The sequence below is a fragment of the Devosia sp. genome, from assembly GCF_024707125.1.
In the GTDB taxonomy this organism is placed as follows: domain Bacteria; phylum Pseudomonadota; class Alphaproteobacteria; order Rhizobiales; family Devosiaceae; genus Devosia.
The window spans coordinates 444469-466685 of sequence record NZ_JANQAH010000009.1; the positions used below are offsets into that span (position 1 = coordinate 444469).

22 protein-coding genes, 2 tRNA genes and 1 pseudogene are annotated in these 22217 nt (G+C 61.3%); 11 read left to right on the forward strand and 14 right to left on the reverse strand.

The genetic code is table 11. From position 1 onward, the window contains the following. Positions 1–9: 9 nt before the first annotated feature. From trpA to NVV77_RS12240, 9 genes are all read right to left on the reverse strand, one after another. The gene (gene trpA / locus NVV77_RS12200) at positions 10–834 is read right to left on the reverse strand and encodes a tryptophan synthase subunit alpha (RefSeq protein ID WP_295413515.1); all 825 of its coding nucleotides are present in this window, start codon (positions 832–834) and stop codon (positions 10–12) included. Next, a complete protein-coding gene (trpB, locus tag NVV77_RS12205) occupies positions 834–2048 on the reverse strand; it encodes a tryptophan synthase subunit beta (protein ID WP_295413518.1) in 1215 nt (404 codons plus the stop codon). Before trpB ends, trpA begins: the two co-directional genes overlap by 1 nt. Positions 2049–2092: 44 nt before the next feature. After that, complete coding sequence (locus NVV77_RS12210) at positions 2093–2740, reverse strand: phosphoribosylanthranilate isomerase (protein ID WP_295413520.1); 648 nt, start codon at positions 2738–2740, stop codon at positions 2093–2095. A gap of 52 nt (positions 2741–2792) precedes the next feature. Continuing rightward, positions 2793–3155, reverse strand: a complete 363-nt coding sequence (locus NVV77_RS12215) for a LapA family protein (RefSeq protein WP_295413521.1) — start codon at positions 3153–3155, stop codon at positions 2793–2795. A 46-nt stretch (positions 3156–3201) separates the two neighbouring features. Next, on the reverse strand, positions 3202–3483 hold the full coding sequence (locus tag NVV77_RS12220) for an integration host factor subunit beta (RefSeq protein WP_295413523.1): 282 nt from the start codon (positions 3481–3483) through the stop codon (positions 3202–3204). Positions 3484–3520: 37 nt separating this feature from the next. Beyond that, complete coding sequence (gene sppA / locus NVV77_RS12225; protein ID WP_295413526.1) at positions 3521–4468, reverse strand: signal peptide peptidase SppA; 948 nt, start codon at positions 4466–4468, stop codon at positions 3521–3523. A 199-nt stretch (positions 4469–4667) separates the two neighbouring features. Beyond that, on the reverse strand, positions 4668–5171 hold the full coding sequence (locus NVV77_RS12230) for a GNAT family N-acetyltransferase (RefSeq protein WP_295413528.1): 504 nt from the start codon (positions 5169–5171) through the stop codon (positions 4668–4670). Between the two features lie 72 nt (positions 5172–5243). Then, the gene (gene rpsA / locus NVV77_RS12235) at positions 5244–6959 is read right to left on the reverse strand and encodes a 30S ribosomal protein S1 (protein ID WP_295413531.1); all 1716 of its coding nucleotides are present in this window, start codon (positions 6957–6959) and stop codon (positions 5244–5246) included. Positions 6960–7142: 183 nt separating this feature from the next. Next, entirely contained in the window at positions 7143–7796 is a 654-nt protein-coding gene (locus NVV77_RS12240; RefSeq protein WP_295413534.1) for a d(CMP) kinase, read from the reverse strand. 190 nt (positions 7797–7986) lie between these two features. Between NVV77_RS12240 and NVV77_RS12245 the strand changes: the two genes are divergently transcribed. The 5 genes from NVV77_RS12245 to NVV77_RS12265 all read left to right on the forward strand — a co-directional run bounded on the left by NVV77_RS12245 (position 7987) and on the right by NVV77_RS12265 (position 12745). After that, a complete protein-coding gene (locus NVV77_RS12245) occupies positions 7987–8394 on the forward strand; it encodes a TIGR02300 family protein (RefSeq protein ID WP_295413536.1) in 408 nt (135 codons plus the stop codon). Positions 8395–8534: 140 nt separating this feature from the next. Further along, positions 8535–8610: transfer RNA gene (locus tag NVV77_RS12250), tRNA-Ala, on the forward strand. A 128-nt stretch (positions 8611–8738) separates the two neighbouring features. After that, on the forward strand, positions 8739–10493 hold the full coding sequence (locus NVV77_RS12255; RefSeq protein WP_295413538.1) for an alpha/beta-hydrolase family protein: 1755 nt from the start codon (positions 8739–8741) through the stop codon (positions 10491–10493). 99 nt (positions 10494–10592) lie between these two features. Continuing rightward, positions 10593–11735: a crosslink repair DNA glycosylase YcaQ family protein gene (locus tag NVV77_RS12260; RefSeq protein ID WP_295413541.1), complete on the forward strand. Its 1143-nt coding sequence runs from the start codon at positions 10593–10595 to the stop codon at positions 11733–11735. Between the two features lie 320 nt (positions 11736–12055). Continuing rightward, complete coding sequence (locus NVV77_RS12265; protein WP_295413544.1) at positions 12056–12745, forward strand: PadR family transcriptional regulator; 690 nt, start codon at positions 12056–12058, stop codon at positions 12743–12745. 173 nt (positions 12746–12918) lie between these two features. Here NVV77_RS12265 and NVV77_RS12270 read toward each other — a convergent pair whose 3' ends face one another. Beyond that, complete coding sequence (locus NVV77_RS12270; RefSeq protein ID WP_295413546.1) at positions 12919–13611, reverse strand: TetR/AcrR family transcriptional regulator; 693 nt, start codon at positions 13609–13611, stop codon at positions 12919–12921. Positions 13612–13949: 338 nt separating this feature from the next. Here NVV77_RS12270 and NVV77_RS12275 point away from each other — a divergent pair. The 3 genes and pseudogenes from NVV77_RS12275 to NVV77_RS12285 all read left to right on the forward strand — a co-directional run bounded on the left by NVV77_RS12275 (position 13950) and on the right by NVV77_RS12285 (position 17258). Continuing rightward, positions 13950–15100: pseudogene (locus NVV77_RS12275) on the forward strand (Gfo/Idh/MocA family protein). 167 nt (positions 15101–15267) lie between these two features. Continuing rightward, entirely contained in the window at positions 15268–16437 is a 1170-nt protein-coding gene (locus NVV77_RS12280) for a dihydrodipicolinate synthase family protein (protein WP_295413567.1), read from the forward strand. Beyond that, the gene (locus tag NVV77_RS12285) at positions 16434–17258 is read left to right on the forward strand and encodes a sugar phosphate isomerase/epimerase (RefSeq protein ID WP_295413570.1); all 825 of its coding nucleotides are present in this window, start codon (positions 16434–16436) and stop codon (positions 17256–17258) included. Before NVV77_RS12280 ends, NVV77_RS12285 begins: the two co-directional genes overlap by 4 nt. A gap of 120 nt (positions 17259–17378) precedes the next feature. Here the strand turns inward: NVV77_RS12285 and NVV77_RS12290 are convergent, their stop codons facing one another. The 3 genes from NVV77_RS12290 to NVV77_RS12300 all read right to left on the reverse strand — a co-directional run bounded on the left by NVV77_RS12290 (position 17379) and on the right by NVV77_RS12300 (position 20304). Then, the gene (locus NVV77_RS12290; RefSeq protein WP_295413572.1) at positions 17379–17759 is read right to left on the reverse strand and encodes a hypothetical protein; all 381 of its coding nucleotides are present in this window, start codon (positions 17757–17759) and stop codon (positions 17379–17381) included. 252 nt (positions 17760–18011) lie between these two features. Next, the gene (locus NVV77_RS12295; protein ID WP_295413574.1) at positions 18012–19214 is read right to left on the reverse strand and encodes a class I SAM-dependent RNA methyltransferase; all 1203 of its coding nucleotides are present in this window, start codon (positions 19212–19214) and stop codon (positions 18012–18014) included. A gap of 91 nt (positions 19215–19305) precedes the next feature. Further along, positions 19306–20304: a complex I NDUFA9 subunit family protein gene (locus tag NVV77_RS12300; RefSeq protein ID WP_295413577.1), complete on the reverse strand. Its 999-nt coding sequence runs from the start codon at positions 20302–20304 to the stop codon at positions 19306–19308. Between the two features lie 142 nt (positions 20305–20446). Between NVV77_RS12300 and NVV77_RS12305 the strand changes: the two genes are divergently transcribed. The 3 genes from NVV77_RS12305 (at position 20447) to NVV77_RS12315 (ending at position 21801) form a co-directional block, all read left to right on the forward strand. Beyond that, positions 20447–20809: a GFA family protein gene (locus tag NVV77_RS12305; protein ID WP_295413580.1), complete on the forward strand. Its 363-nt coding sequence runs from the start codon at positions 20447–20449 to the stop codon at positions 20807–20809. 56 nt (positions 20810–20865) lie between these two features. Further along, positions 20866–20950 (forward strand) — tRNA-Leu (locus NVV77_RS12310). A 119-nt stretch (positions 20951–21069) separates the two neighbouring features. Beyond that, positions 21070–21801 carry an SDR family NAD(P)-dependent oxidoreductase gene (locus tag NVV77_RS12315; RefSeq protein ID WP_295413583.1) on the forward strand — a complete coding sequence of 244 codons (732 nt, stop codon included), beginning with the start codon at positions 21070–21072 and terminating at the stop codon, positions 21799–21801. Here NVV77_RS12315 and NVV77_RS12320 read toward each other — a convergent pair. Then, a complete protein-coding gene (locus NVV77_RS12320) occupies positions 21791–22207 on the reverse strand; it encodes a DUF2177 family protein (protein WP_295413586.1) in 417 nt (138 codons plus the stop codon). The two genes, NVV77_RS12315 and NVV77_RS12320, sit on opposite strands and share 11 nt — an antisense overlap. Positions 22208–22217: the final 10 nt, after the last annotated feature.

Sequence of the window (22217 nt, forward strand, 5' to 3'; positions counted from 1 at the left end):
GGAGAGATTTCACGTCCTTGCCCGCTTCACGCCGGCGGCGATGTCGGCAACGAGTTCGCGGACTGCCGAGACCGTCTTGTCGGTGGCCTTGCCATCAACGAGCGTCTTGGCGACGGCGTCGACCAGCACGGTGCCGACGACGATGCCATCGGCATGTTTGCCGATTTCGGCGGCGTCTTCGGCGGTCTTGATGCCAAAACCGACAGCGACGGGCAGGTTGGTATGGGCCTTGATCCGGCTGACGGCTTCCCCAACGGCGGCGCGCGACTTGATCGCGGCGCCGGTAATGCCGGTCATCGAGACGTAGTAGACAAAGCCGGAGGTGTTTTCGAGCACGACCGGCAGGCGCTTGTCGTCGGTGGTCGGCGTCGTCAGGCGGATGAAGTTGATCCCGGCCTTGAGGGCGGGGATGCAGAGTTCATTGTCTTCTTCGGCCGGCAGGTCGACGATGATGAGCCCATCGACGCCCGCTTCCTTGGCGGTCGCGAGGAATTTTTCGACGCCAAAGCTATAGATGGGGTTGTAGTAGCCCATCAGCACGATCGGCGTATTTTCGTCCTTGCGGCGGAATTCTTCGACCATGCCCAGAACGCCGAGCAGGGTCTGTCCGGCCTTCAGCGCACGCTGGCCCGCCATCTGGATGACGACGCCATCGGCCATGGGATCGGAAAAGGGCAGGCCCAGTTCGATCACATCGGCGCCGGCCTGCGGCAGGGCGTTGAGAATGGCCTGGCTGGTGGCGAGGTCAGGATCGCCGCCCATGAGGTAGGTGACGAAGGCGGGGCGATTGGCAGCCTTGGCGGCGGCGAAGGCGCGGTCGATACGGGTGGTCATTATTTCAGCAGCCCCAGATATTTTCCGACGCTTTCCACGTCCTTGTCGCCACGGCCCGAGAGGCACAGTACGACGGATTTGTCTGTGCCGAGGGTCGGCGCCAGTTTGATCACCTGGGCAAGGCCGTGCGCGGATTCGAGCGCCGGGATGATGCCTTCCATCTTGGTGCAAAGCTGGAAGGCTTCGAGCGCTTCATTGTCCGTGATCGGCACATAGGTGACGCGCTTGCTGTCGTGGAGATAGGAGTGCTCCGGGCCGACGCCGGGATAGTCGAGGCCGGCCGAGATGGAGTGGCCTTCGAGGATCTGGCCGTCCTTGTCCTGCAGGAGATAGGTGCGGTTGCCGTGCAGCACGCCGGGGCGGCCGCCGGTCATCGAGGCAGCGTGGCCGTTTTCGATGTCGATGCCATGGCCGGCGGCTTCGGCGCCATAGATCGCGACTTCCGGATCATCGAGAAAGGCATGAAAAGTGCCGATGGCATTGGAGCCGCCCCCGACGCAGGCGACCACGGCATCGGGCAGCTTGCCTTCAAGCTCGCGGAACTGTTCTTTCAGCTCGGTACCGATAACCGACTGAAAATCCCTGACCATCTCTGGGTAGGGATGGGGGCCCGCAGCAGTGCCGATCAGGTAATAAGTGTTTTCGACATTGGTGACCCAGTCGCGGAGCGCCTCGTTCATGGCGTCTTTCAGCGTGCCGGCGCCGGCGGTGACCGGACGGACTTCAGCGCCGAGCATTTTCATGCGCAGGACGTTGGGCATCTGGCGCTCGACGTCGGTGGCGCCCATAAAAATGGTGCAGGGCAGGTCGAACTTGGCGCAGACCGTTGCCGTCGCCACGCCATGCTGGCCGGCGCCGGTCTCGGCGATGATGCGGGTTTTTCCCATGCGCTTGGCGAGAAGGATCTGGCCGAGGCAATTGTTGATCTTGTGCGAGCCGGTATGGTTCAGCTCTTCGCGCTTGAACCAGACCTTTGCGCCGCCAAGATGCTTGCTGAGGCGCTCGGCATAGTAGAGCGGGCTCGGGCGGCCGGTATAGTGGGTGGCAAGGTTCTTGATTTCGGCCTGGTAGGCGGGGTCGACCTTGGCGGCCCGATATTCCTTTTCGAGATCGAGGATCAGCGGCATCAGCGTCTCGGCGACGAAACGACCGCCATAGATCCCGAAACGGCCGTGCTCGTCCGGGCCATTGCGCAGGGAATTGATGCCGTCCATTAGAGTTCCTCTCGGCGCCGCCGAGATGACCCGGCAAGCGATCCCTATACGGCCGCGCGGGCGTTGCGGATGAACGCTTCGATCAGCCTCTTGTCCTTTTCGCCGGGTGCCCGCTCGACGCCCGAAGACACGTCTATGCCAAATGGCGAGACAGTTCTCAGGGCCTGAGCAACATTGTCCGGCGTCAGGCCACCGGAAAGCATGAAGGGCACGGACGGGTCAAGCGCCTTGAGGAGCGACCAGTCAAAACTTTCGCCCAATCCGCCCGGCCGGTCGGCGCCTTTGGGCGGCTTGGCGTCGAGCAGGATGCGGTCGGCAACCTCGACAAAACCGGCAACCTGCGCCACGTCATCGGCCGTGCCGATGGGCAGGGCCTTCATGATCTCGACGCCGGCTTCGGCGCGAATGGCTTCGACGCGGTGCGGGGTTTCGGGGCCATGGAGCTGGATCCAGTCAGGACCAAGCGCGGCGACTTCGGCGACCGAGCTATTGTCGGGGTTGACCAGCACCACGCAGCTTTCCACCTGCCCGCGCGCGGCCGAGATCAATTCGCCCAGCAATTCGATGGGGACGTGGCGGGGCGAGCGCGCAAAATGCATGAAGCCGATCATGTCGGCGCCGGCCGCAATGGCGACATCAAGCATGTCGAAAGTCTTGATACCGCAGATTTTGATGATCAGGGGGTCGGCCATCGCGTGGTCGGAACTCAGCTGTCGGAGCTAGGATAAAGGGACAATGAGGTGTTCACCGCAGGTCCAGGATTTCGTCGACTTCGGAAAGGGCGTTGCTGCCGCCCTGCCCCTGGCGCCGGCGCTGGGCTTCAAGCTCGGAATTCAGCGCCTGCGCTTCGCGACGCCACTGGCGCTCGCGCTTGCGGTGCTGCCCTTGCGCAAACCAGGTGGCGGTGCCGCCGAGCAGGACCCCGATCAGCAGCACGATATAGAGGATGACAAAGAGCGGAATGCCATAGCCGGCCGCATCGGCAGAAGCGGGCGCGCCGAAGGGATTGAGATTGATGGCAACCAATTGCCGGTTGGCGAGGGCAAAAGCCACCAATGCCGCGCAAAGCGGCACCAGAACCAGCCAACCAACGATCTTGCTGACCATAAGTCTTCCGAACTATTCGAGGGCCCGTGAGGCGCCGATCACGATCTTACTCGCGATTGAGGCGCTCGCGGATTTCCTTGCCGGCCTTGAACTGCGGCACATATTTTTCCTTGACATCGACCTGTTCGCCGGTTCGAGGATTGCGCCCGACGCGAGCCGGACGGTTCTTTACGGAAAAGGCGCCGAAGCCGCGCAATTCGACGCGGTCACCGCGCGCCATGGCATCCCCGATCTGGTCGAGAATGGCATTGACGATGTTCTCGATGTCGCGCTGGAACAGATGTGGATTCTCTGCGGCGAGCTTCTCGACAAGTTCAGACTTGATCATGGAAGGCTCCGGTCTCCAAGACGCTGCTCCCCTTGCCTCAGGGGTTCGTTCCAACCTGCCAAAGCGAAACCAAACCGTCAAGCATCACAGGACCTTCCGCAGGAAGTCCCAATGCCGCACGCGCCGATCCGCCGAGCAATTGACCGACCCAGCCAAAGCCCTCGTCGGGCAGCGGCCAGGCGGAAATGACGGGCAGATCTTCGGCAATGCCCTTCTCGCTTTCGAGCCAGGCAATGGCTTCGGTTTCCCCGCCAAGGGCATCGATAAGGCCATTCTCGAGCGCGACGCGACCGGTGACGATACGGCCGTCGGCGAGCGCAAGGGCCGTGGGGCGCGGGAGATTGCGGCGTTCCGCCACGATATCGACGAACCAGACGAAACTGTCTTCGACAAGGGCGGCGAGCGAAGCGCGGGGCGCGCCCTCGAGCGGCTCGTTGAAATCGGGCTCGGCTTTGAGCGGCCCGGAGGCCACTTTGTCGAGATCGATGCCGATCGTATCGAGCAGTTTGCCGGCATTGACGTGCTGGTAGAGCACGCCGATTGAGCCCACGATCGAGAGGCGACGGGCAAAAATGTGATCGGTGCCGATGGCGGTCATATAGGCGGCGGAGGCGCCAAGTTCGTTGATCACCGAAACCACCGGCTTTTCGGCACTGAGCCGGCGCAGGGATTCGTAGAGCTCTTCGCCGCCTGCCGTGGTGCCGCCAGGGGAATTGATGGCGACGATCACGGCTTTCACCTTATCGTCCTCGATCAGCTGCTCGAACATTTTTTGCCTTGCGGCATTGGTCGAAATGGTGCCGTCGATGGTGATCCGGGCGATGGCGCCATCTCCGGTCACGCTGGGCATGGCAAAGCGGCCGAAGAGCGCGAGGACAACAGCGGCGGCAGCGACCAGCGCAAAAATGCGCCAGCGCCCGCGCGAGCGCCTGAAAGTGTCTGCGGCCAGCGCTTCATGGGCTTCGGAGGAGGGGAAGTGGGTCACGGCAAGGTCCTGCAGAATTTGGTGCGACCATACACGGATGAGACGAAACGGCCAGATAGGTCGATTATTTTGACCAGCGGTGGCCCCATCAGGAGAGGGCTCAGCCCGAACTTTTGCGTGCTTCAAAAACACACGCGGTGAGTGTGGGGGTTCAATGTATGCCCCATCACGGGAGGCGCGGATGAGCCCCCGCCAAAATCTAGAGCACTTTCACCATATAGCGCGCCGCATCCTCATAGGCTGCGAGCTTTTCCGTCAGTTCCGGGCGGTCTTCCGTCACAAAACCCTGCCTCTCCCAGAAGGGCACCGAGCCGTTGACGGCGACGAGGCTCATGGTTGGAAAGCCCATGGCTTGTGCATGTTTCGTGAGGGCGGCAACGATCTGGCCGGCAGCGCCGACGCCGCGTGCCACGGGCAGCAAGGCAAGGTCGTGAATGTAAAAAGTGTCCGGCTGATCGGGCAGCGCACCGATAAGCGCGTTAAGCGCCGGCAGGGACCCGCGCATCCAGGGGTGGCTCAAGACATAGCCGGCCGGCTTTTCCGCGACTTCCAGGATGTAGCAGCCATTGCGGTAGAGGCTGTGCTTTTCGGCCAGGACCGCGTCGGATTCAAAAAAGCCGGGATGGACTTTTTCGGCAATGGTCGAGACGGCGTTGAGATCGTAGCCGCTCATGGCGCGCCAGGAAACATCCCTGAAAAGCATCGATGTGCTCCCTAAACAAAACGACCCGCGCTGATAAAGCGCGGGCCGAAAGATTGCAAATAAGCGTGACGCTTACTTTTCGTCGCGGCCCTTGAGGGCGGCGCCGAGGATGTCGCCGAGCGAAGCGCCCGAATCCGACGAACCGAAGTTCGCAACGGCTTCACGTTCTTCGGCGATTTCGAGTGCCTTGATCGAGAGCTGGATGCGGCCGGTCTTACGGTCGTACTGGGTGACGCGTGCGTCGACCTTTTCGCCCTTGGAGAAACGTTCCGGACGCTGGTCGTTGCGGTCGCGGCTGAGGTCGGCGCGGCGGATGAAGGCCGTCACTTCGCTGTCGGCGATACGGACTTCAATGCCCCCATCGTTGACTTCGATGACTTCAGTGGTGACCACGGCGTTCTTGCGCAGGCCACCGGCTTCGCCGCCAGCAGCTGCACTCGATTCGGCGAGGTCATCAGCAGCGAGCTGCTTGATACCGAGCGAGATACGTTCCTTCTCGACGTCGACGTCGAGAACCTTGGCCTTGACGATGTCGCCACGGTTGTAGTCGTCGAGAGCGACTTCACCGGACTTCTGCCAGTCGAGGTCGGAGAGGTGAACCATGCCGTCCACATCGCCTTCGAGGCCGATGAACAGACCGAATTCGGTCTTGTTCTTGACTTCGCCTTCGATGGTGGCGCCAACCGGGTTCTTCTCGGCGAAAGCTTCCCACGGATTCTGCAGGGTCTGCTTGAGACCGAGCGAAATGCGGCGCTTGTCCGGATCGACTTCGAGCACGACGACGTCGACTTCCTGCGAGGTCGAGACGATCTTGCCCGGGTGGACGTTCTTCTTGGTCCAGCTCATTTCCGAAACGTGGATCAGGCCTTCGATGCCCGGTTCCAGTTCGACGAATGCGCCGTAGTCGGTGATGTTGGTCACGCGGCCAGAGAACTTCGCACCGATCGGGTACTTGGCTTCGATGCCTTCCCAGGGATCAGCCTGGAGCTGCTTCATGCCGAGCGAGATACGGTGGGATTCGTGGTTGATGCGAACGATCTGGACCTTGATGGTCTCGCCGATCGTGAGCACTTCCGACGGGTGGTTGACGCGACGCCATGCGATATCGGTGACGTGCAGCAGGCCGTCGATGCCGCCGAGGTCAACGAACGCACCGTAATCGGTGATGTTCTTGACCACGCCGTCGACAACCTGGCCCTCTTCGAGCTGCTGGACGATTTCCGAACGCTGTTCGGCGCGCGATTCTTCGAGAATGGCGCGACGCGACACGACGATATTGCCGCGACGCTTGTCCATCTTGAGGATCTGGAACGGCTGCGGCACGTTCATGAGCGGAGCGATATCGCGGATCGGACGGATGTCGACCTGCGAACGCGGCAGGAAGGCCACGGCGCCTTCGAGGTCAACGGTGAAACCACCCTTGACCTGGTTGAAGATCGTGCCTTCAACGCGCTCATTGGCGTTGTACTTTTCTTCGAGCTTGACCCAGCTCTCTTCGCGACGGGCCTTCTCACGCGACAGGACGGCTTCGCCCATGGCGTTTTCGACGCGGTCGACATAGACCTCGACGTCCGAACCGATGGTGATGGTGCCATCACGGCCGGCAGCGCCGAATTCCTTCAGCGGGACGCGGCCTTCGGTCTTGAGACCGACGTCGATGATGGCCAGGTCCTTTTCGATGGCAACGACTTTGCCACGAACAACGGTGCCTTCAGCGGCATCGTTGTCGACAAAGGAGTCGAGCAGCATCGATTCGAAATCTTCTTTAGTCACAGTTTGCTGTGCCAAACTTTTTCTCCGTTGCGCCGGCGTGTTGAGGGTTGCTGATCCCATTGAGAATTCGGGTCCGCTTCAGCACAAATGCCAAAGCCGGCGCACGGAGCACCGCTTCTCGAACAGGACGATTTGTTTAGTCGGTTTCCGGACCAAGGCTTTGGATGATGGTCGGGACCAAAAGCCTCAAGGAGGAAATTAGGAGAGCAAATGTTCCCCTGCCTTGAGCGCCATGGCCTGATCGACAATCGCGATGGCAGCGCGGAGTGCGGCCTCTATACTCAGTTGTGTCGTATCGAGCAAGTGTGCGTCGTCGGACTTGTAGAAACCGCCATTGGGATTGAGCATGTCGCGCGCATCCCGTTCTTCTATCTGGTGATAGAGAGCATAGCGGTCAACCACCTCGCCGCGCGCCTCGAACTGGCGGGCCCGGCGCTCCATGCGCGCCTTGCTGTCGGCCTGGATGAAAAGTTTTACATCGGCATCGGGGCAGATTTTCGTGCCGATATCGCGGCCATCGAGCACGGCACCGCCCGGTTGCAGGGCAAAATTGCGCTGGAAGTCGAAAAGCGCCTTGCGGACTTCGGCGATGACGGCGACTTTTGAAGCCAGCGTGCCGGCCTTGGCGCTGGTCAGGGTCTCGAGATCGGTGAGGTGTGCGGCATCGAGCTTTTGGGCGGCTTCGATTGCTTTGGCTTCAAATTCGCTCGTGTCTTCAAAGGCTTCGACGGCCACGCCGACGGCGCGATAGAGCAGGCCCGTATCGAGATGCGGCAGCTGGTAGTGTCGCGCAAGACCCTGGGCCAATGTGCCCTTGCCCGAAGCGGCCGGTCCATCGACGGCTATGATCATGACCTTCACCCTGGCACTTGGCATATCCCGGGACGCCTTAGCATGGGTTTGCGGGGCGGAGCCACCCTCGCTTGTTCAGCATTTAGGATTTGACACAACCCGGCTTTGCACCTAACCGGACTGGCCGAATATCAGGCTTGGCCGCGGCGGTCGGCCACAGGCATTTTCCCTTTTCGACGAGGCATGTGAAATGGCCAACGAACGCGGTACCAAGCGTACCGATCCCGATACCGGCAAGAAGTTCTACGATCTGAACATGGATCCGATCGTCTCGCCCTATACCGGCAAGTCCTATCCCCGCTCCTATTTCGACACCCTGGCAGTCGGCAAGGCGTCGACCGTTTCGTCGCGCAAGGTCGACGATGAGGATGAGGTCGAGGAAGAAGAAGAGGTCGAGGACACCAACGCTCCCGAAATCGTCAGCCTCGAGGATGCCGACGCCGAAGAGAGCGGTGGCGATGAGGAAATCCCAGATGTCGACGATGTCGAAGTCGACGAAGAACTGGGCGACGATGAAGAAGACGTGTTCCTCGAAGAGGAAGACGACGACGCTGACGATGGCCTCGGCTTTGACGTCGGCGACGACGAAGACCGCTGATTTTATTTGAGTTTTTCCGCCGGGGAGGGTTTTCCCCGGCGGATGAAAAAAAGTGTCATTTAGGCACTTGCGTTGTCCGGAATCATCCTCTAGGTTCCGCCTCGCTTCGGACGGCCAAGCGCCTCCGAGACCCACGGAATGGGGCCATAGCTCAGCTGGGAGAGCGCTTGCATGGCATGCAAGAGGTCAGCGGTTCGATCCCGCTTGGCTCCACCATTTCCTCCTAATTTGTTGACAGACTGGTAGCATCGAGCCGCGCTTTGGCGCGAATGCGTTGGGGTTCGGTTGTTTCCTGCGCCGGCTTTCCTATAGTGATGGGATAGAACCAGCCCGGGACGCCCGTCTTGTCGTCCAATGTCACCTCTTCCCCGTCCGGGACCGAACCTTATTGGCGCCGCCTCGTACGATTCGCCGGACGGCGTCTCGACACGCTCTCGGCCGGCGGCTGGCTTTTTGGTCTTCTCTTCGCCGCCCTGTCGCTGACGCCCTCGCTTATTCCGCGCAATGTGCTGGTGCAGGGGATTTTGTCCGGCTGTGCCTTTGCGGCCGGCTATGGCATCGGGGTCTTTCTCGAATGGCTGTGGAATTTCCTGGAGCTGCGCTGGCCCAACCGCAGGGTGGCGCGCTGGACCGGGCGGCTCTGTGCCGGGGCGTGCCTTGTCCTCACCATTGCCTTTCTCTGGTTCTGGACCGGCTGGCAGAATTCTATCCGCGCCGGCATGGGCGAGGCGCCGCTCGAAGCGACCCAGCCGCTGCTGGTGGCGCTGATTGCCCTCTTGCCGGCAGCCCTGCTGGTGGGGCTCGGAACCCTGATCGTCCATGGCGTGCGGATCGTCGCCATTTGGCTTGGAAAACTGATCCCGCCGCGCGTCGCGCTGGTCGGGGCCATGATCCTGGTGGGTCTTGCTACCGCCACCGTGGGCGATGGCGTCGTTGCGCGGGGGCTGTTTTTTGCCGCCGACCGGTTTTACGGCAATTTCGACCGGCTGGTGGGCATTTCCGAACCCATGCCGACCGATCCGCTGAAATCGGGCAGCGCGCAATCGCTGGTCAGATGGGACACCATTGGCCTTGATGCGCGCGTTTATGTCGAGACCGGCCCGACCGCCGAGGAGATTGCCGCGCTCACCGAAAAACCGGCGGAGACGCCGTTGCGCGTCTATGTGGGCCTGCGCTCGGCCGATACGCCGGAAAAGCGCGCCGAACTGGCTTTGGCGGAAATGGACCGGGTCGGCGCCTTCGACCGCAAGGTGCTGGTGCTGATCATGCCGGTGGGCACCGGCTGGGTCGAGCCGGCAGCGGTGGACACGCTCGAATTTCTCCATGGCGGGGATGTTGCCAGCGTCGCCGTGCAATATTCGTATCTCACGAGTTGGCTGTCGCTGGTGTCCGAACCCGATATCGGGGTGGAAACGGCTCGGGCGCTGTTCAATGCCGTGTATGATCGCTGGACCGACATGCCGCATGACCGGCGCCCAAAGCTTTATCTCCATGGCCTCAGCCTTGGCGCCTATAGTTCGGCGGCCTCGGCCCAGCTCTACGACATTTTGGGCGATCCCTTCGATGGGGCGCTTTGGGTGGGGCCGCCCTTTGCCAGCGCCGCCTGGCGCACTACCACGGCCAATCGCGATCCCGGCTCGCCCTTCTGGCGGCCGCGCATCGGCCAGGAAACGACAGTGCGCTTTGCCAATAGAGGCGACGATCTCGACGAGGGCAGCGAATGGGGGCCGATGCGGATCGTCTATCTGCAATATCCCTCTGACCCCATCGTCTTCTTCGACTGGACGCTGCTCTATCGCGAGCCGGCGTGGCTCAGCGAAGAGCGGGCGCCTTCGGTGTCGCCGCTGCTCAACTGGTATCCGGTCGTTACCTTTCTGCAGCTGGCGCTCGACATGGCGCTGGCCCAGACTGCGCCCATCGGTTTTGGGCATGTCTATGCGCCGCAGGACTATTTTGATGGCTGGGTGGCGGTCACCGAGCCACAGGGTTTTTCCGATGCCGAACTCGATGCGCTTGAAGCAAAGCTGACCCGGCATGGGCCGCGCGCGCTGATCGAGGGTGGATGGTTCCGGCACAACCAGCCTGTTGTGGCAAACTGATTGAAGCAAACCTGAGGCGCGATGCTCCTGCCATAATCGGGTTTGACTGCCGCTATCCTTCTGGCATTGCTTCGATCGGGCGCCGGACAAGGACCAAAAATGGCCAGAAAACCCATCACCCTCTCAGCCGAAAAAGCGCGGCGCATTTGGCTCAAGGCGCAGCGGCTCGATGAGGAAACTCCGTTTGGCGCCGGCCCCGAGGCCTCTGCCGCCGCCATAGCGCATCTGGGCTATGTGCAGATCGACACGATCAATGTGATCGAGCGCTGCCACCATCATATCCTTTATTCCCGCATTCCCGACTATCGCCGTTCCGACCTCGCGCATTTGCAGAGCGTGGACAAATCGATCCTCGAATATTGGACCCATGCGCTGAGCTATGTGCCGGTGGCGGACCTGCGATATTTCGTGCCGGCGATGAAGGCCTATCGGGACAAGCCCAGTACCTGGTTCGGTACGGTCAGCAGCGCAGAAATCAGCGCCATGAAGAAGCGGCTGCGCGAGGGCGGGCCGCTCTCCATCCGCGATATCGACGATGATGAACTGGTCGAAAAGGACCATCCCTGGGCGAGCCGGAAGCCGTCCAAGCGCGTGCTGCAGCTGATGTTTTATCAGGGCCACGTGGCGATTTCGGCGCGCGAAGGCATGCTCAAGACCTATGACCTGATCGAGCGGCATTTTGGCTGGGAGAGCAGTCCGAAACCGGCGACGGAACGGCAAATCACGGCCTATCTCTTGGATCGGGCGCTGAAGAGCCAGGGGATCGTGAGCCTTGATTCCATCTGCCACCTCAATGCGCCGGCAAAGAAAGCGGTGCGCGAATTGATCGAGGCGCGGGTGAAGCGCCGGGCACTGGTGCCGGTCATCATTGAAGGCGCGGAAAAAGTGCCGCATTGGGCCGAGCCGGCCGTGCTGGAGGCGGCAACGGCGCTGTCGAGCCGCGTGCATGTGCTCTCGCCCTTCGATCCGCTTGTTATCCAGCGCAAGCGGCTGAAAATTTTCTTCGGCTATGACCACCTGTTCGAAGCCTACTTACCGGCAGCAAAGCGGGTCTACGGCTACTTTGCCCTGCCGGTGTTTTTGGGGGATCGGGTCGTGGCTGCGGTGGATTTGAAGACCGATCGCGCTGCAGGAAAACTGCTGGTGCAGAAATGGACCTGGCTCGAAGAGATCGGCGCCGAGGAGAAGGCGTCGGTCGATGCGGAGCTGGGGCGGTTTGAGCGGTTTCAGCTGGGGGTTTAGTGTCTGCCGGAGACACCCCCTCCCAGCCTCCAAGGGCGCGTGGTAATTTCGGATTACTCGCGCACTTGGTTTCCGTCCACGGTGTCATTCCCGCGGGAATCCCTGTTTTGAAACGGAGATTCCCGCTTTCGCGGGAATGACACCGTGAAAATCAAAAAGGGCAGTGGGCATCCCGAACACTCCCTGACGGGAGGTGCAAGGTGCGAAACCGCGCGCACCCAAGCCGATCACATTACGATTCTTTCATAAGATATATCTTGAAACTGTCTTCGCTGGTTCCGACCTCCTTGATCAGGAACAAAACATATCGGAGACACATCATGTCTTACTGGCGCAATGGCGAACCCAATTGGCGGCGTTTTGAGCAGATGGCGCGTCGCGGCTGGGGCAAATTCCAGAATTTTAGTGAAGAAGATCTCGGCCAGCTCGGCGGCAATTTTCGCGTCGGGCGCATGCTCGCTTCGGGCGATGTGCGGCTCGTGGCGCTCTATCTCATCGAGCAGCAGCCCCGGCATGGCTATGACCTGATCAAGGCCATCGAAGAGCGGTCCAACGGCGTCTATTCACCGAGCCCGGGCATCGTCTATCCGGCGCTTACCTATCTGGAAGAGGCCGGCTATGTCACCTCTTCGGCCGAGGGCAACAAGAAGCTCTATACAATCACCGAGGAAGGCCGGGCGCATCTGAATGAAAACCGCGAGGCCGTGGCTTCCACGCTGGATTTCCTGGCCCGTACCGGCGAGCAGTTCAACCGCTTCCGCGAATTTGTGCGGGCCGACTGGCCGTTTGGCGGTCGTCCGGAAGATGGCAATGAACCGCCGCATCGCGGGGGTGAGGATCGGCCGCTGCATGACGCGGTGCCGGAGCTGGATCAGGCGCGAAAGGCGTTGAAGGCGGCAATCCGCAAGGCGCGGCATGGCTCGGAAGAGCATCAGCGTCGGGCGGCGGAAATTTTGCGTCGCGCCGCCGCGGAAGTGGATGCGCTGGGCGAGGATGATGTGGACCTCTGAGGTCCATCGTCAGGTCGGCGTCGTCTCGCTCTAGCGGACGAAATGACCAAATCTTTCCGCTGTCGTCATTGCCGGGCCTATCCCGGCAATCCATCTCGCCTCCGCATGGACCACCGGGACAGGCCCGGTGGTGACGACGACGGATAAATCAGGAAATCAAATACGCGACGGCCTCAGGCCCCCGGCTTGGTCTTCAGGTAATCGAGGACCATCTGCACGGCATGGGCCTCGCGCTCCTGCACCATGGCGACGCTGGAGAGGTCGCGCTCGAAGATCACGGACAGCGTCGCCGTGTTCGACACATAGAAAAAGCCCAGCGCCGCGACGGAAATATAGAGCTGCACCGGATCGACATCGCGCCGGAAAATATTGGCTTCATTGCCGCGGGCGATGATTTCGGCGATCTGGCCGACGAGCGGGGAATGCAGCGCCTTGATGTCGGGCAGGGTTTTCAAAAACCGCGCATTCTCGATGTTTTCGGTGCCGAGCAGGCGCGGGAACCAGGGATTGGCGAGAAAATGCCTGAAGGTGAAGCGCACCAGGCGGTCCATGGCCTGGGCCGGATCATATTGATCGAGGCTCAGGGCGCGCTCGCCCTTGCGGATCTCCTGATAGGCATCGAGCAGCACGGCCCGGTAGAGATCTTCCTTGTTGCCAAAATAGTGGTAGAGCAGCCGCTTGTTGGCGCCGGCCCGTTCCGCAATGGCGTCAACGCGCGCGCCCTCAAAACCGCGATCGGCAAATTCGACGCGGGCAGCCGAGAGAATGGACGCCTTGGTTTTCGCCGAATTGCGGGTGCGCTTGGCGGCTGGCTCCGGCTTGCTGCTGGGCGGCTCGGCCGCGGCGGTTGAACTTGTGTCTGACACGTCTTGGTACCGCCGGATCAAATTTTTACTGGGCGCGGAAAGTCGGTGTGGCCAATAGCAGCCGGATTCCGGGCGGTAAAGCAGCGCCATAGAGGCGCTCAATAGCAATATTCCGCCCCATGGCCGCACGCCCCCCGAAAAAGTCTCCTCGGCCGCTTCGGACCATTGGTTGAAGTTTGGGCGGCACCCCCATGCCTGTCAAGTACAAGTAACCGGCTGGTGGTATGATGAGTGCGCCCTCCCCCGCAATTTTGCGGCACGATCCGGCTTGACGCTGCCATGAGCCGGCGATATGTAAGTAACCAATCAGTTACACCGCAAAGCGGCCGGAGGAATGAATGGCGGAAAAGCGTATCGGCATCATCATGCATGGCGTCACGGGGCGCATGGGCTACAACCAGCACCTGGTGCGCTCCATCCTGGCGATCCGGGATCAGGGGGCATTGCGCTCGCCAATGGCGATCGACTGGTTGTTGACCCGATCATCGTCGGTCGCGATGCCGACAAGATCGAGCGCCTCGCCAAGAAGCACAATATTGCCCGCTGGGGCAGCGATCTCGATGCCGCGCTCGCCAATCCCGATGACACGATCTTTTTCGATGCCGGCACGACGCTGATGCGCGCGGGCCTCCTCGAAAAGGCGCTGGCCGCCGGCAAGCATGTCTATTGCGAAAAGCCGACTTCGGATGATCTTGAAGTTGCCGTGAACCTGGCAAAGACCGCCCGCGCTTCGGGGCTGAAGCATGGCGTGGTGCAGGACAAGCTGTTCCTGCCCGGCCTGATGAAGATCAAGATGCTGCGCGATTCCGGCTTTTTCGGCGACATCCTCTCGGTGCGCGGCGAATTCGGTTATTGGGTGTTTGAAGGCGACTGGCAGAAGGCGCAGCGCCCGAGCTGGAACTATCGCAAGAACGATGGCGGCGGCATCATCCTCGATATGCTCTGCCACTGGCGCTATGTGCTCGACAATCTCTTTGGCGAAGTGAAGGCCGTCTCCTGCCTCGGCGCGACGCATATTCCCGAGCGCGTCGACGAACAGGGCAAGCGCTTCAAGTGCGATACCGATGACGCGGCCTATGCGACCTTCGAACTCGAAGGCGGCGTGATCGCCCAGATCAATTCGAGCTGGACCACCCGCGTCCGCCGCGACGATCTTGTCACTTTCCACGTTGATGGCACCAAGGGCTCGGCGGTGGCGGGTCTGCACAAGTGCTGGACCCAGCATCGCGTCAACACGCCAAAGCCGGTCTGGAACCCCGACCAGCCGCAGACCATGAACTTCTTCAACGATTGGGAAGAGGTTCCGGACAACTGGCCGGCCGATAACGGTTTTAAGGTGCAGTGGGAAATGTTCCTGCGCCATGTGGCCGAGGACGCGCCGTGGCCTTATGGCCTCGAAGCCGGCGCCAAGGGCGTGCAGCTGGCCGAACTCGGTTTGAAGAGCTGGGCCGAGCGCCGCTGGCTCGACGTGCCGAAGCTGGAATTTTGATCAGCGCTGGACGGGAAATCCCCCTCACCCGTCTCGGCCTTCGGCCGATCCACCCTCTCCCCAGGTGGGAGAGGAATGGGGGCACCGAGTTGCAACAGGCGCCGGACCATTCTTCTCCCTCTCGGGGAGAAGGTGGCGCGTAGCGCCGGATGAGGGGGAAGCCCGCCATGCCGACCATCAACCTGCCCAATCCCGACCGCTCCATCAGCCCCTATACGCTGACCGGCGACCCGATCCCTTTCGTCAAATTCAAGTCGACCGATTTTCCGCGCATCGCCTATTCGGCGGCGCATGTCGTGGCCGATCCCCTGGCGGTGAACGATCCCTGGCTTGCGCCGGCGATCGATTGGGACACGACCCTAAAATTCCGCCATCGCATGTGGGATCTCGGGCTTGGCGTGGCCGAAGCCATGGATACCGCCCAGCGGGGCATGGGGCTCACCTGGACGGAAGCCAAGGAACTCATTCGTCGCGCCCAGGCCGAAGCGCGGACGCGTGACGATAGCCTGATCGCTTATGGCGCGGGGACGGATCATCTGGCGCCGGGGCCGGATGTGACCATTGACGATATTCTGCGCGCCTATGACGAGCAGGTCGGCTTTGTCGAGGGCGAAGGCGGTCGGGTCATTCTGATGGCGAGCCGCGCGCTGGCTGCTGCGGCCAAGTCGCCGGACGATTATGCCCGTGTCTATGGCCATGTGCTGTCCAATGTAAAACAGCCGGTGATCATGCATTGGCTCGGGGAAATGTTCGACCCGGCCCTGCAGGGCTATTGGGGCAATATCGACCATGACGCGGCCATGGATGTCTGCCTCGATGTTATCGCCGCCAATGCCGACAAGGTCGACGGCATCAAGATTTCCCTGCTTTCGGCCGAGAAAGAAATCGCCATGCGCCGCCGCCTGCCGGAAGGCGTGAAAATGTATACGGGCGACGACTTTAATTACGCCGAACTCATCGCCGGCGACGACCAGGGCTATTCTCATGCCCTTCTCGGTATCTTTGATGCCATTGCCCCGGCGGCATCAGCGGGTCTCGCGGCGCTCGGTCGCGGCGACAAGGCAGAGTTCTTCGATATTCTGGAACCCACCGTGCCACTGAGCCGACATATCTTTGCGGCCCCGACGCGGTTCTATAAGACCGGCGTGGTCTTCCTTGCCTATCTCAACGGGCTGCAGGACCATTTCGCCATGATCGGCGGGCAGCAATCGACCCGTTCGCTGCAGCACCTCAGCGAACTCTTCCGCCTTGCTGACAAGGCCCGCGTGCTGGCTGATCCGGAACTGGCGACCAGGCGTATGCGTGATGTCCTCGCTGTTCATGGGGTGTCCGCATGACCGCCCGAAAAATCTCGCTCAATCTTGCCACGACGCGTCAGCAATGGGGTTTTGCCGAAGCGGTGGACGGGTGCCTGCGCGCCGGGATCACCGCCATTTCGCCCTGGCGCGATCAGATCGCGGCTATCGGTCTTGATGAGGCGGCGCGCATCGTCAAGGCAAACAACTTGCAGGTGACCGGTGTCTGCCGTGGCGGCATGTTCCCGGCGGAAACGGCCGAGGGTCGCCAGAAGCAGATCGATGACAATCTGCGCGCTATCGATGAAGCCGCCGCGCTCAATGCCGATTGCCTCGTGCTGGTGGTCGGTGGCCTGCCCGGTTCGTCAAAAGACCTGCCGGCGGCGCGCCAGATGGTGACCGATGGCATTGCCGCCATGCTGCCCCATGCCAGGGCGTCAGGCGTAAAGATCGCCATCGAGCCGCTGCATCCGATGTATGCGGCCGACCGGGCCTGCGTGAACACGATCGATCAGGCGCTCGATATCTGCGAAACGCTGGGCGAGACGGTTGGTGTTGCCATCGACGTCTACCATGTCTGGTGGGACCCGAACCTTGCAAAGGCTATCGCCCGGGCGGGCCGCATGAAGCGTATCTTTGCCCACCACATCTGCGACTGGCTGGTGCCGACCAAGGATATGCTGCTCGATCGCGGCATGATGGGTGACGGCGTCATCGACCTGCCGGCCATTCGGAAAATGATCGAGGACGCGGGGTTCTTTGGTCCGCAGGAGGTCGAAATTTTCAGCCAGGACAACTGGTGGAAGCGCCCCGGCGACGAAGTGCTTGCCGTCATCAAGGAGCGGGTCGCAACGGTCTGCTGATTTCAGCTGGCGTTCAAAGCCCAAAAATACAAAAGGCCGCGCACCGGGAGGGCTCCGGTGCGCGGCCTTTTGCTCCTCCCGAGGGAGCGAGACCGATAAAGCGCGACGCGCTTTGGTCTTTTAGACGCGATTAAAGGTCAGGGTCTGACAGAAGATGCCGGCGCGGCAGCCGGTGATCTTGATCGTATCGGGCGAAACCTGCTTCACGGTCGCGGCAGCCTTGGCGCCATCATAGACCACAGTGCCCTTCCACTCATTGGAAGCGACCTGCTGGGCCGACACGACCTGCTTGTTCACATAAGCAAGATTGTCGGGCGTGCGGGATTTGCCCTGAATATCCTTGAGGACGCCGCAAAGCGCGGTACCGTCGCCGCAGAGCGAAAATTCAAAGGAGGTGCCAAAATTATCCACCCAGGAACCGGCGGGGTTCACATTCTGGGCGGCGGCGGGAAAGGCAAGGAAGGTGAGGGCAATGGGAAGGGCGAGTGCATAACGTAGCATTGGTTTCTCTCCGAAAGGATGTCCTCGCTGCAACGCAACACCGCGCCAGAAGCACCCTTTTGTCATGTTTGTGTAGTGGCCCAACGCCAATGGCGGCCGAAGGTTTCATGGTGAATAGAACCATAAAAATCGGCCAAACTAAGATTTCGTAAAAACTTGAGAAATGTCAGTGATTTCGCTGGTGTTTGATGGCTCGCCAAGGCCAAATTTGTGAACACTTGCCTTAGTCTGGCCCCAGACATTGCTTGGAATTTAGGGGTTTTGGCGCCTGAAAGTGGCAGCTATTTCGATATGGGTCGACCAGGTGAACTGGTCGACCGCCACGAGGTCGGAAAGGGCGAATCCGGCCTTCACCAAGAGGGCCGCATCGCGGGCAAAGCTTTTGGCGTCGCAGGCGATCATCACCACATGCTTGAGTTTTGAGGCGGCGATTTCCTTGACCTGAGCCTCGGCGCCGGCGCGGGGCGGATCGAGCACCACGGCATCGTAATTGAGCTCGAAACGGGTGAGGGGCTCGCGAAAGAGGTCGCGCGTCTTGGCCGTTACGGCCTTAACACCCTTGGCATAGCGAACGGCCTTGTCCAGCGCCATGACAGCCGGCTTGTCGCTATCGGCGGCAAAGACGGTCGATTTTTCGGCGAGCCGCAGCGCGAAGGGGCCGACGCCGCAGAAGAGATCGGCGACCGATTTGGCCTTGCCGACGGCCGAAGTGACGTAGTCGGCGAGAACCTGTTCGGCCTCGCTCGTCGCCTGCAAAAAGCTGCTCACGGGGAGTTCGACATCGCCCCGGCCCATGGTGACCCGCGGCATCTGGGCGAGGAACAGCATTTCGCCATTGAAGGCGAGACGGGCGAGACGGAAGCGATTGCCCAGGGCAATCAGCCGGTCGCCTTTCAACCCCTTCACGCTGCTCTTTACCGAGACATCGAGGCCGGTATTGGTGGCGGTAAGACTGACATCGCAAGGCCCGATCATGGCGCCAATGGCGCGGGCAATGTCGGAGGCCGGTTTCAGCGCCGGCACGAGAATGGGGCAGGTGTCGAGATCGAGGAGATCGTGACTACGTAGCCGCATATAGCCGGCAGCGTCTTTGCGGGCGTGCAGCGTCGCCCGACGGCGCCCGGCTCCGCCCGCATCAACGAATTTTTCGACCTTGGCGTCTATGCCCGCCTGCAAAAGCGGGGTTTCGACAAGGCTGGTCTTGAAGGCGCGATAGGCTTCCGGCGCCATATGCTGGAGCTGGCAGCCGCCGCAGGCGCCGTAATGGGGACAGAAGGGGGCTTGCCGGTCGGCAGACGGGGTCAAAACCTCGACCAGCGTGCCGCGCTCGCCTTCGCGCGTAAGGTTGATGTCCTCGCCAGGCAGGGCGAAGGGAACAAAAACGCGCTCGCCATCAATATGGGCGACGCCCTCGCCCTTATGGCCGAGGTACTCGATTTTGGCGGTTGAGGTCATGACAGTCCGGGGCTTGCTGCCCCGGAACTACAGCATGTCTCCCGAAAGTGCCTAGCGGTTTCGGGACGAAGACATGATCAAAACGATTCTTTTATCGGCTGTTTGCCAATGAGACGTCGCCGGTCTTGGGGCGGTCGAACTGGCCGTGCTTGCTAAAACGCCACAGATATTGCGGCAGGATCGCATCCATCGAGGTCGGCTCGATGCCGAAGGCGGCAAGGGTGCGCTTGTCCTTGATGGCCGCGTCGGAGACGACATTGTCGACGCCGAGCAGTTCGATCTGATCCGCAGTCACCAGCGGAGCCACCGGCAGGATCGCGAAGGGCAGGGCAAAAAGCTTGGCAATGCCGGAGGGCAGGGCGACGAGCGGACGATTGCGACCGGTTTCTCGCAGCACGCGGGCGAGGAGGTCCTTGTGCGTCTCGACCGTGGGGCCGCCGAGTTCGTAGACCTTGCCCGTCTTAACCTTGCCTTCGGCGGCAGCGACGATGGCTTCGGCCACGTCGCCGACATGCACCGGCTGGAAGCGCGAGGAACCCGAAATCACCGGCATGACCGGCAGGCCGCGGGCCAGGGCGCCCATCTTGTTAAAGAAGCCGTCGCCATGGCCGAACATCAGCGAGGGCCGCAGAATGACAGCCTGCGGATAGGCAGCCAAGACGGCCTCTTCGCCGGCAAGCTTGCTGGCGGCATAGGCGCTGACTTCGGCGGCCACATCGACGCCGAGCGCGGAGAGGTGAACCAGCGCGGAGACACCGGCTGCCTTGGCGGAGCGGGCGATGGTGGCGGCACCGTCGACGTTTACGGCCTTAAAAGTCTGCTTGCCGGCTTCATAGCCAAGGCCGACGAGATTGATGACCACATCGGCACCGGCAACGGCGCGCTGCACGGAAGCTTCGTTGCGGATATTGGCCTGGATCGGCACGATCTGGCCGACGCCGCCGAGCATTTTGGCGTCACCGGCAAGATCGGGACGGCGCACCGCGAGGCGCACGCGATAACCGGCGCGGGCCAGAACCTGGGCCAGATGGGTCCCGACAAATCCCGAACCGCCGAAGACAGTAGCGAGTTTGGGCGAGAAGCGATCCATTTTGGACTCCGGCAAGGCGTTTGGGCACAAAGTTTGGAATGCTTCTATCCCAGCAAAGCCGCCAATGTCGAGGAATTCGTGATATTCCCGCGCTTGACTCCTGACAGGATTTGTTCTTCTTTTGTTCTAGAAGGAGAACATCATGCCCCAAAAACAGGATTATCAGGGCCAGTGCCATTGCGGCGCCGTGCGCTTTTCAGCCCATACCGATTTTTCGGGCCTGGGCGATTGCAACTGTTCGCGCTGCCGGCGGCTGGGTTGGGTCATGCAATCCATGCCGGAGGCCGATTTCACGCTGCTTTCCGGGGCGGAGAACCTGACCACCTATCGGTTCAACACCGAAATGATCGACCATCTCTTCTGCAAGACCTGCGGAATCGAGTCCTTTGCCCGGGGCTCCGACGGCAAGGGCAACGCGATGTACATGATCAATGTGAACTGCCTGGAAAACCCGCCAAGGATCGAAAAGGACGCGATAAAGCATTGGGATGGGGCAAACTTCTAAAAACCGTCATAAGCCCGTTGACTTTGAATTGGCTGGGCCCTAGTTACACGCCCGTCGCCCAGATGGCGGAATTGGTAGACGCGCACGGTTCAGGTCCGTGTGCCGCAAGGCGTGAAGGTTCGAGTCCTTTTCTGGGCACCAATTTCTCGATGCGAAAAGCCCCGTGACCTTCCGGTCCGGGGCTTTCGTGTTTTTGGGTTTCTTCTCGCGCATCCAAATGGTTTGGCGGCTCGTATCTCTTTCACACAAGGAGATTTGGCATGGCTGCGACGGGCGAAAAAATCTGGATCATTGGCGGCGGCAGCGGCATCGGTATGGCGCTAGCCAAAGCCTATGCGCGAAGGGGCGCGCGAATCGTCGTGTCTGGGCGCAAGCAGGACGCGCTTGATACGGTGGTTGCCGAGCTTGGCGCCGGGCACGCTTTTGTTGTGGCCGATGTGGTTGATCCCGTTTCCCTGGAACGAGCGGCAGCGGCGCATGGGCCGTTTGATCGCGTCATCGTCACGGCGGCGGGCTATGATCCGGGTCCGGTGCTCAAGGCCGACCAGAAAAAGGCCGAGGCGATTTTTGCGGCCAATCTGACGGGGACGTTCAATGTCGCCCGTTGCGCGGCCGGAAACCTGCGAAAAGGCGGGCAGCTGGTGCTTTTCGGTTCGGCCGCGGCGCTCTTTGGGCTGCCGCAGGGGCAGGTCTATTCGGCGACCAAGGCGGGCATCGTCAACCTGGCACAGAGTCTTCGCGTTGAACTCGCCCCCGAGGTCGACGTGCGGCTCGTGACGCCCGGCTTCGTGCGCACGCCTCTGACCGATCAGAACGATTTTGACATGCCGGCCCTGCTTGAGCCCGAGGATGCGGCCCAGCGCATTGTACGCGGGCTCGACGGAAAGAGTTTTGAAATTGCCTTTCCGCGGCGGCTGATCTGGCCGCTGCGGCTGCTTGGCATTCTGCCCTATGCGATCTCGCTGCCGATCGCGGCAAAACTCAAGCGGTGAGGCGGGCAGCCCAGTAGCCGGCCAGGGCCGCAAACCCGCTGAGGAAGCCGCCCCAGCAAAGGTCGATGGCGCTGACCTTCCAGGACCAATCCTTGAGGGTCGCGAGATTGGTCATGTCATAGGTGCCATAGGCGATCAGGCCCAGGGCGACACCGGCAATGACAGCCCAGAGCCAGGACTGGGCCGACACCGCCGGGACCACGGCAAAGCCGACAATGCCGGCGACGTAGAACAGGTAAAAGGCCCCGGCCGCCACGAAATTGGGGCGTTCGAGCAGCAGCGTGCCGATTTCGGCCCGATAAAAGCCGATGGCGATGACCGAGAGCCACAGGAAATCGAGCGCGAAGAAAACCGCGGCGGCGCCGGCATAGGCGGCGAGGAGCGTCAGGAGCGAAATGCCAGCCATAGTCTTCTCC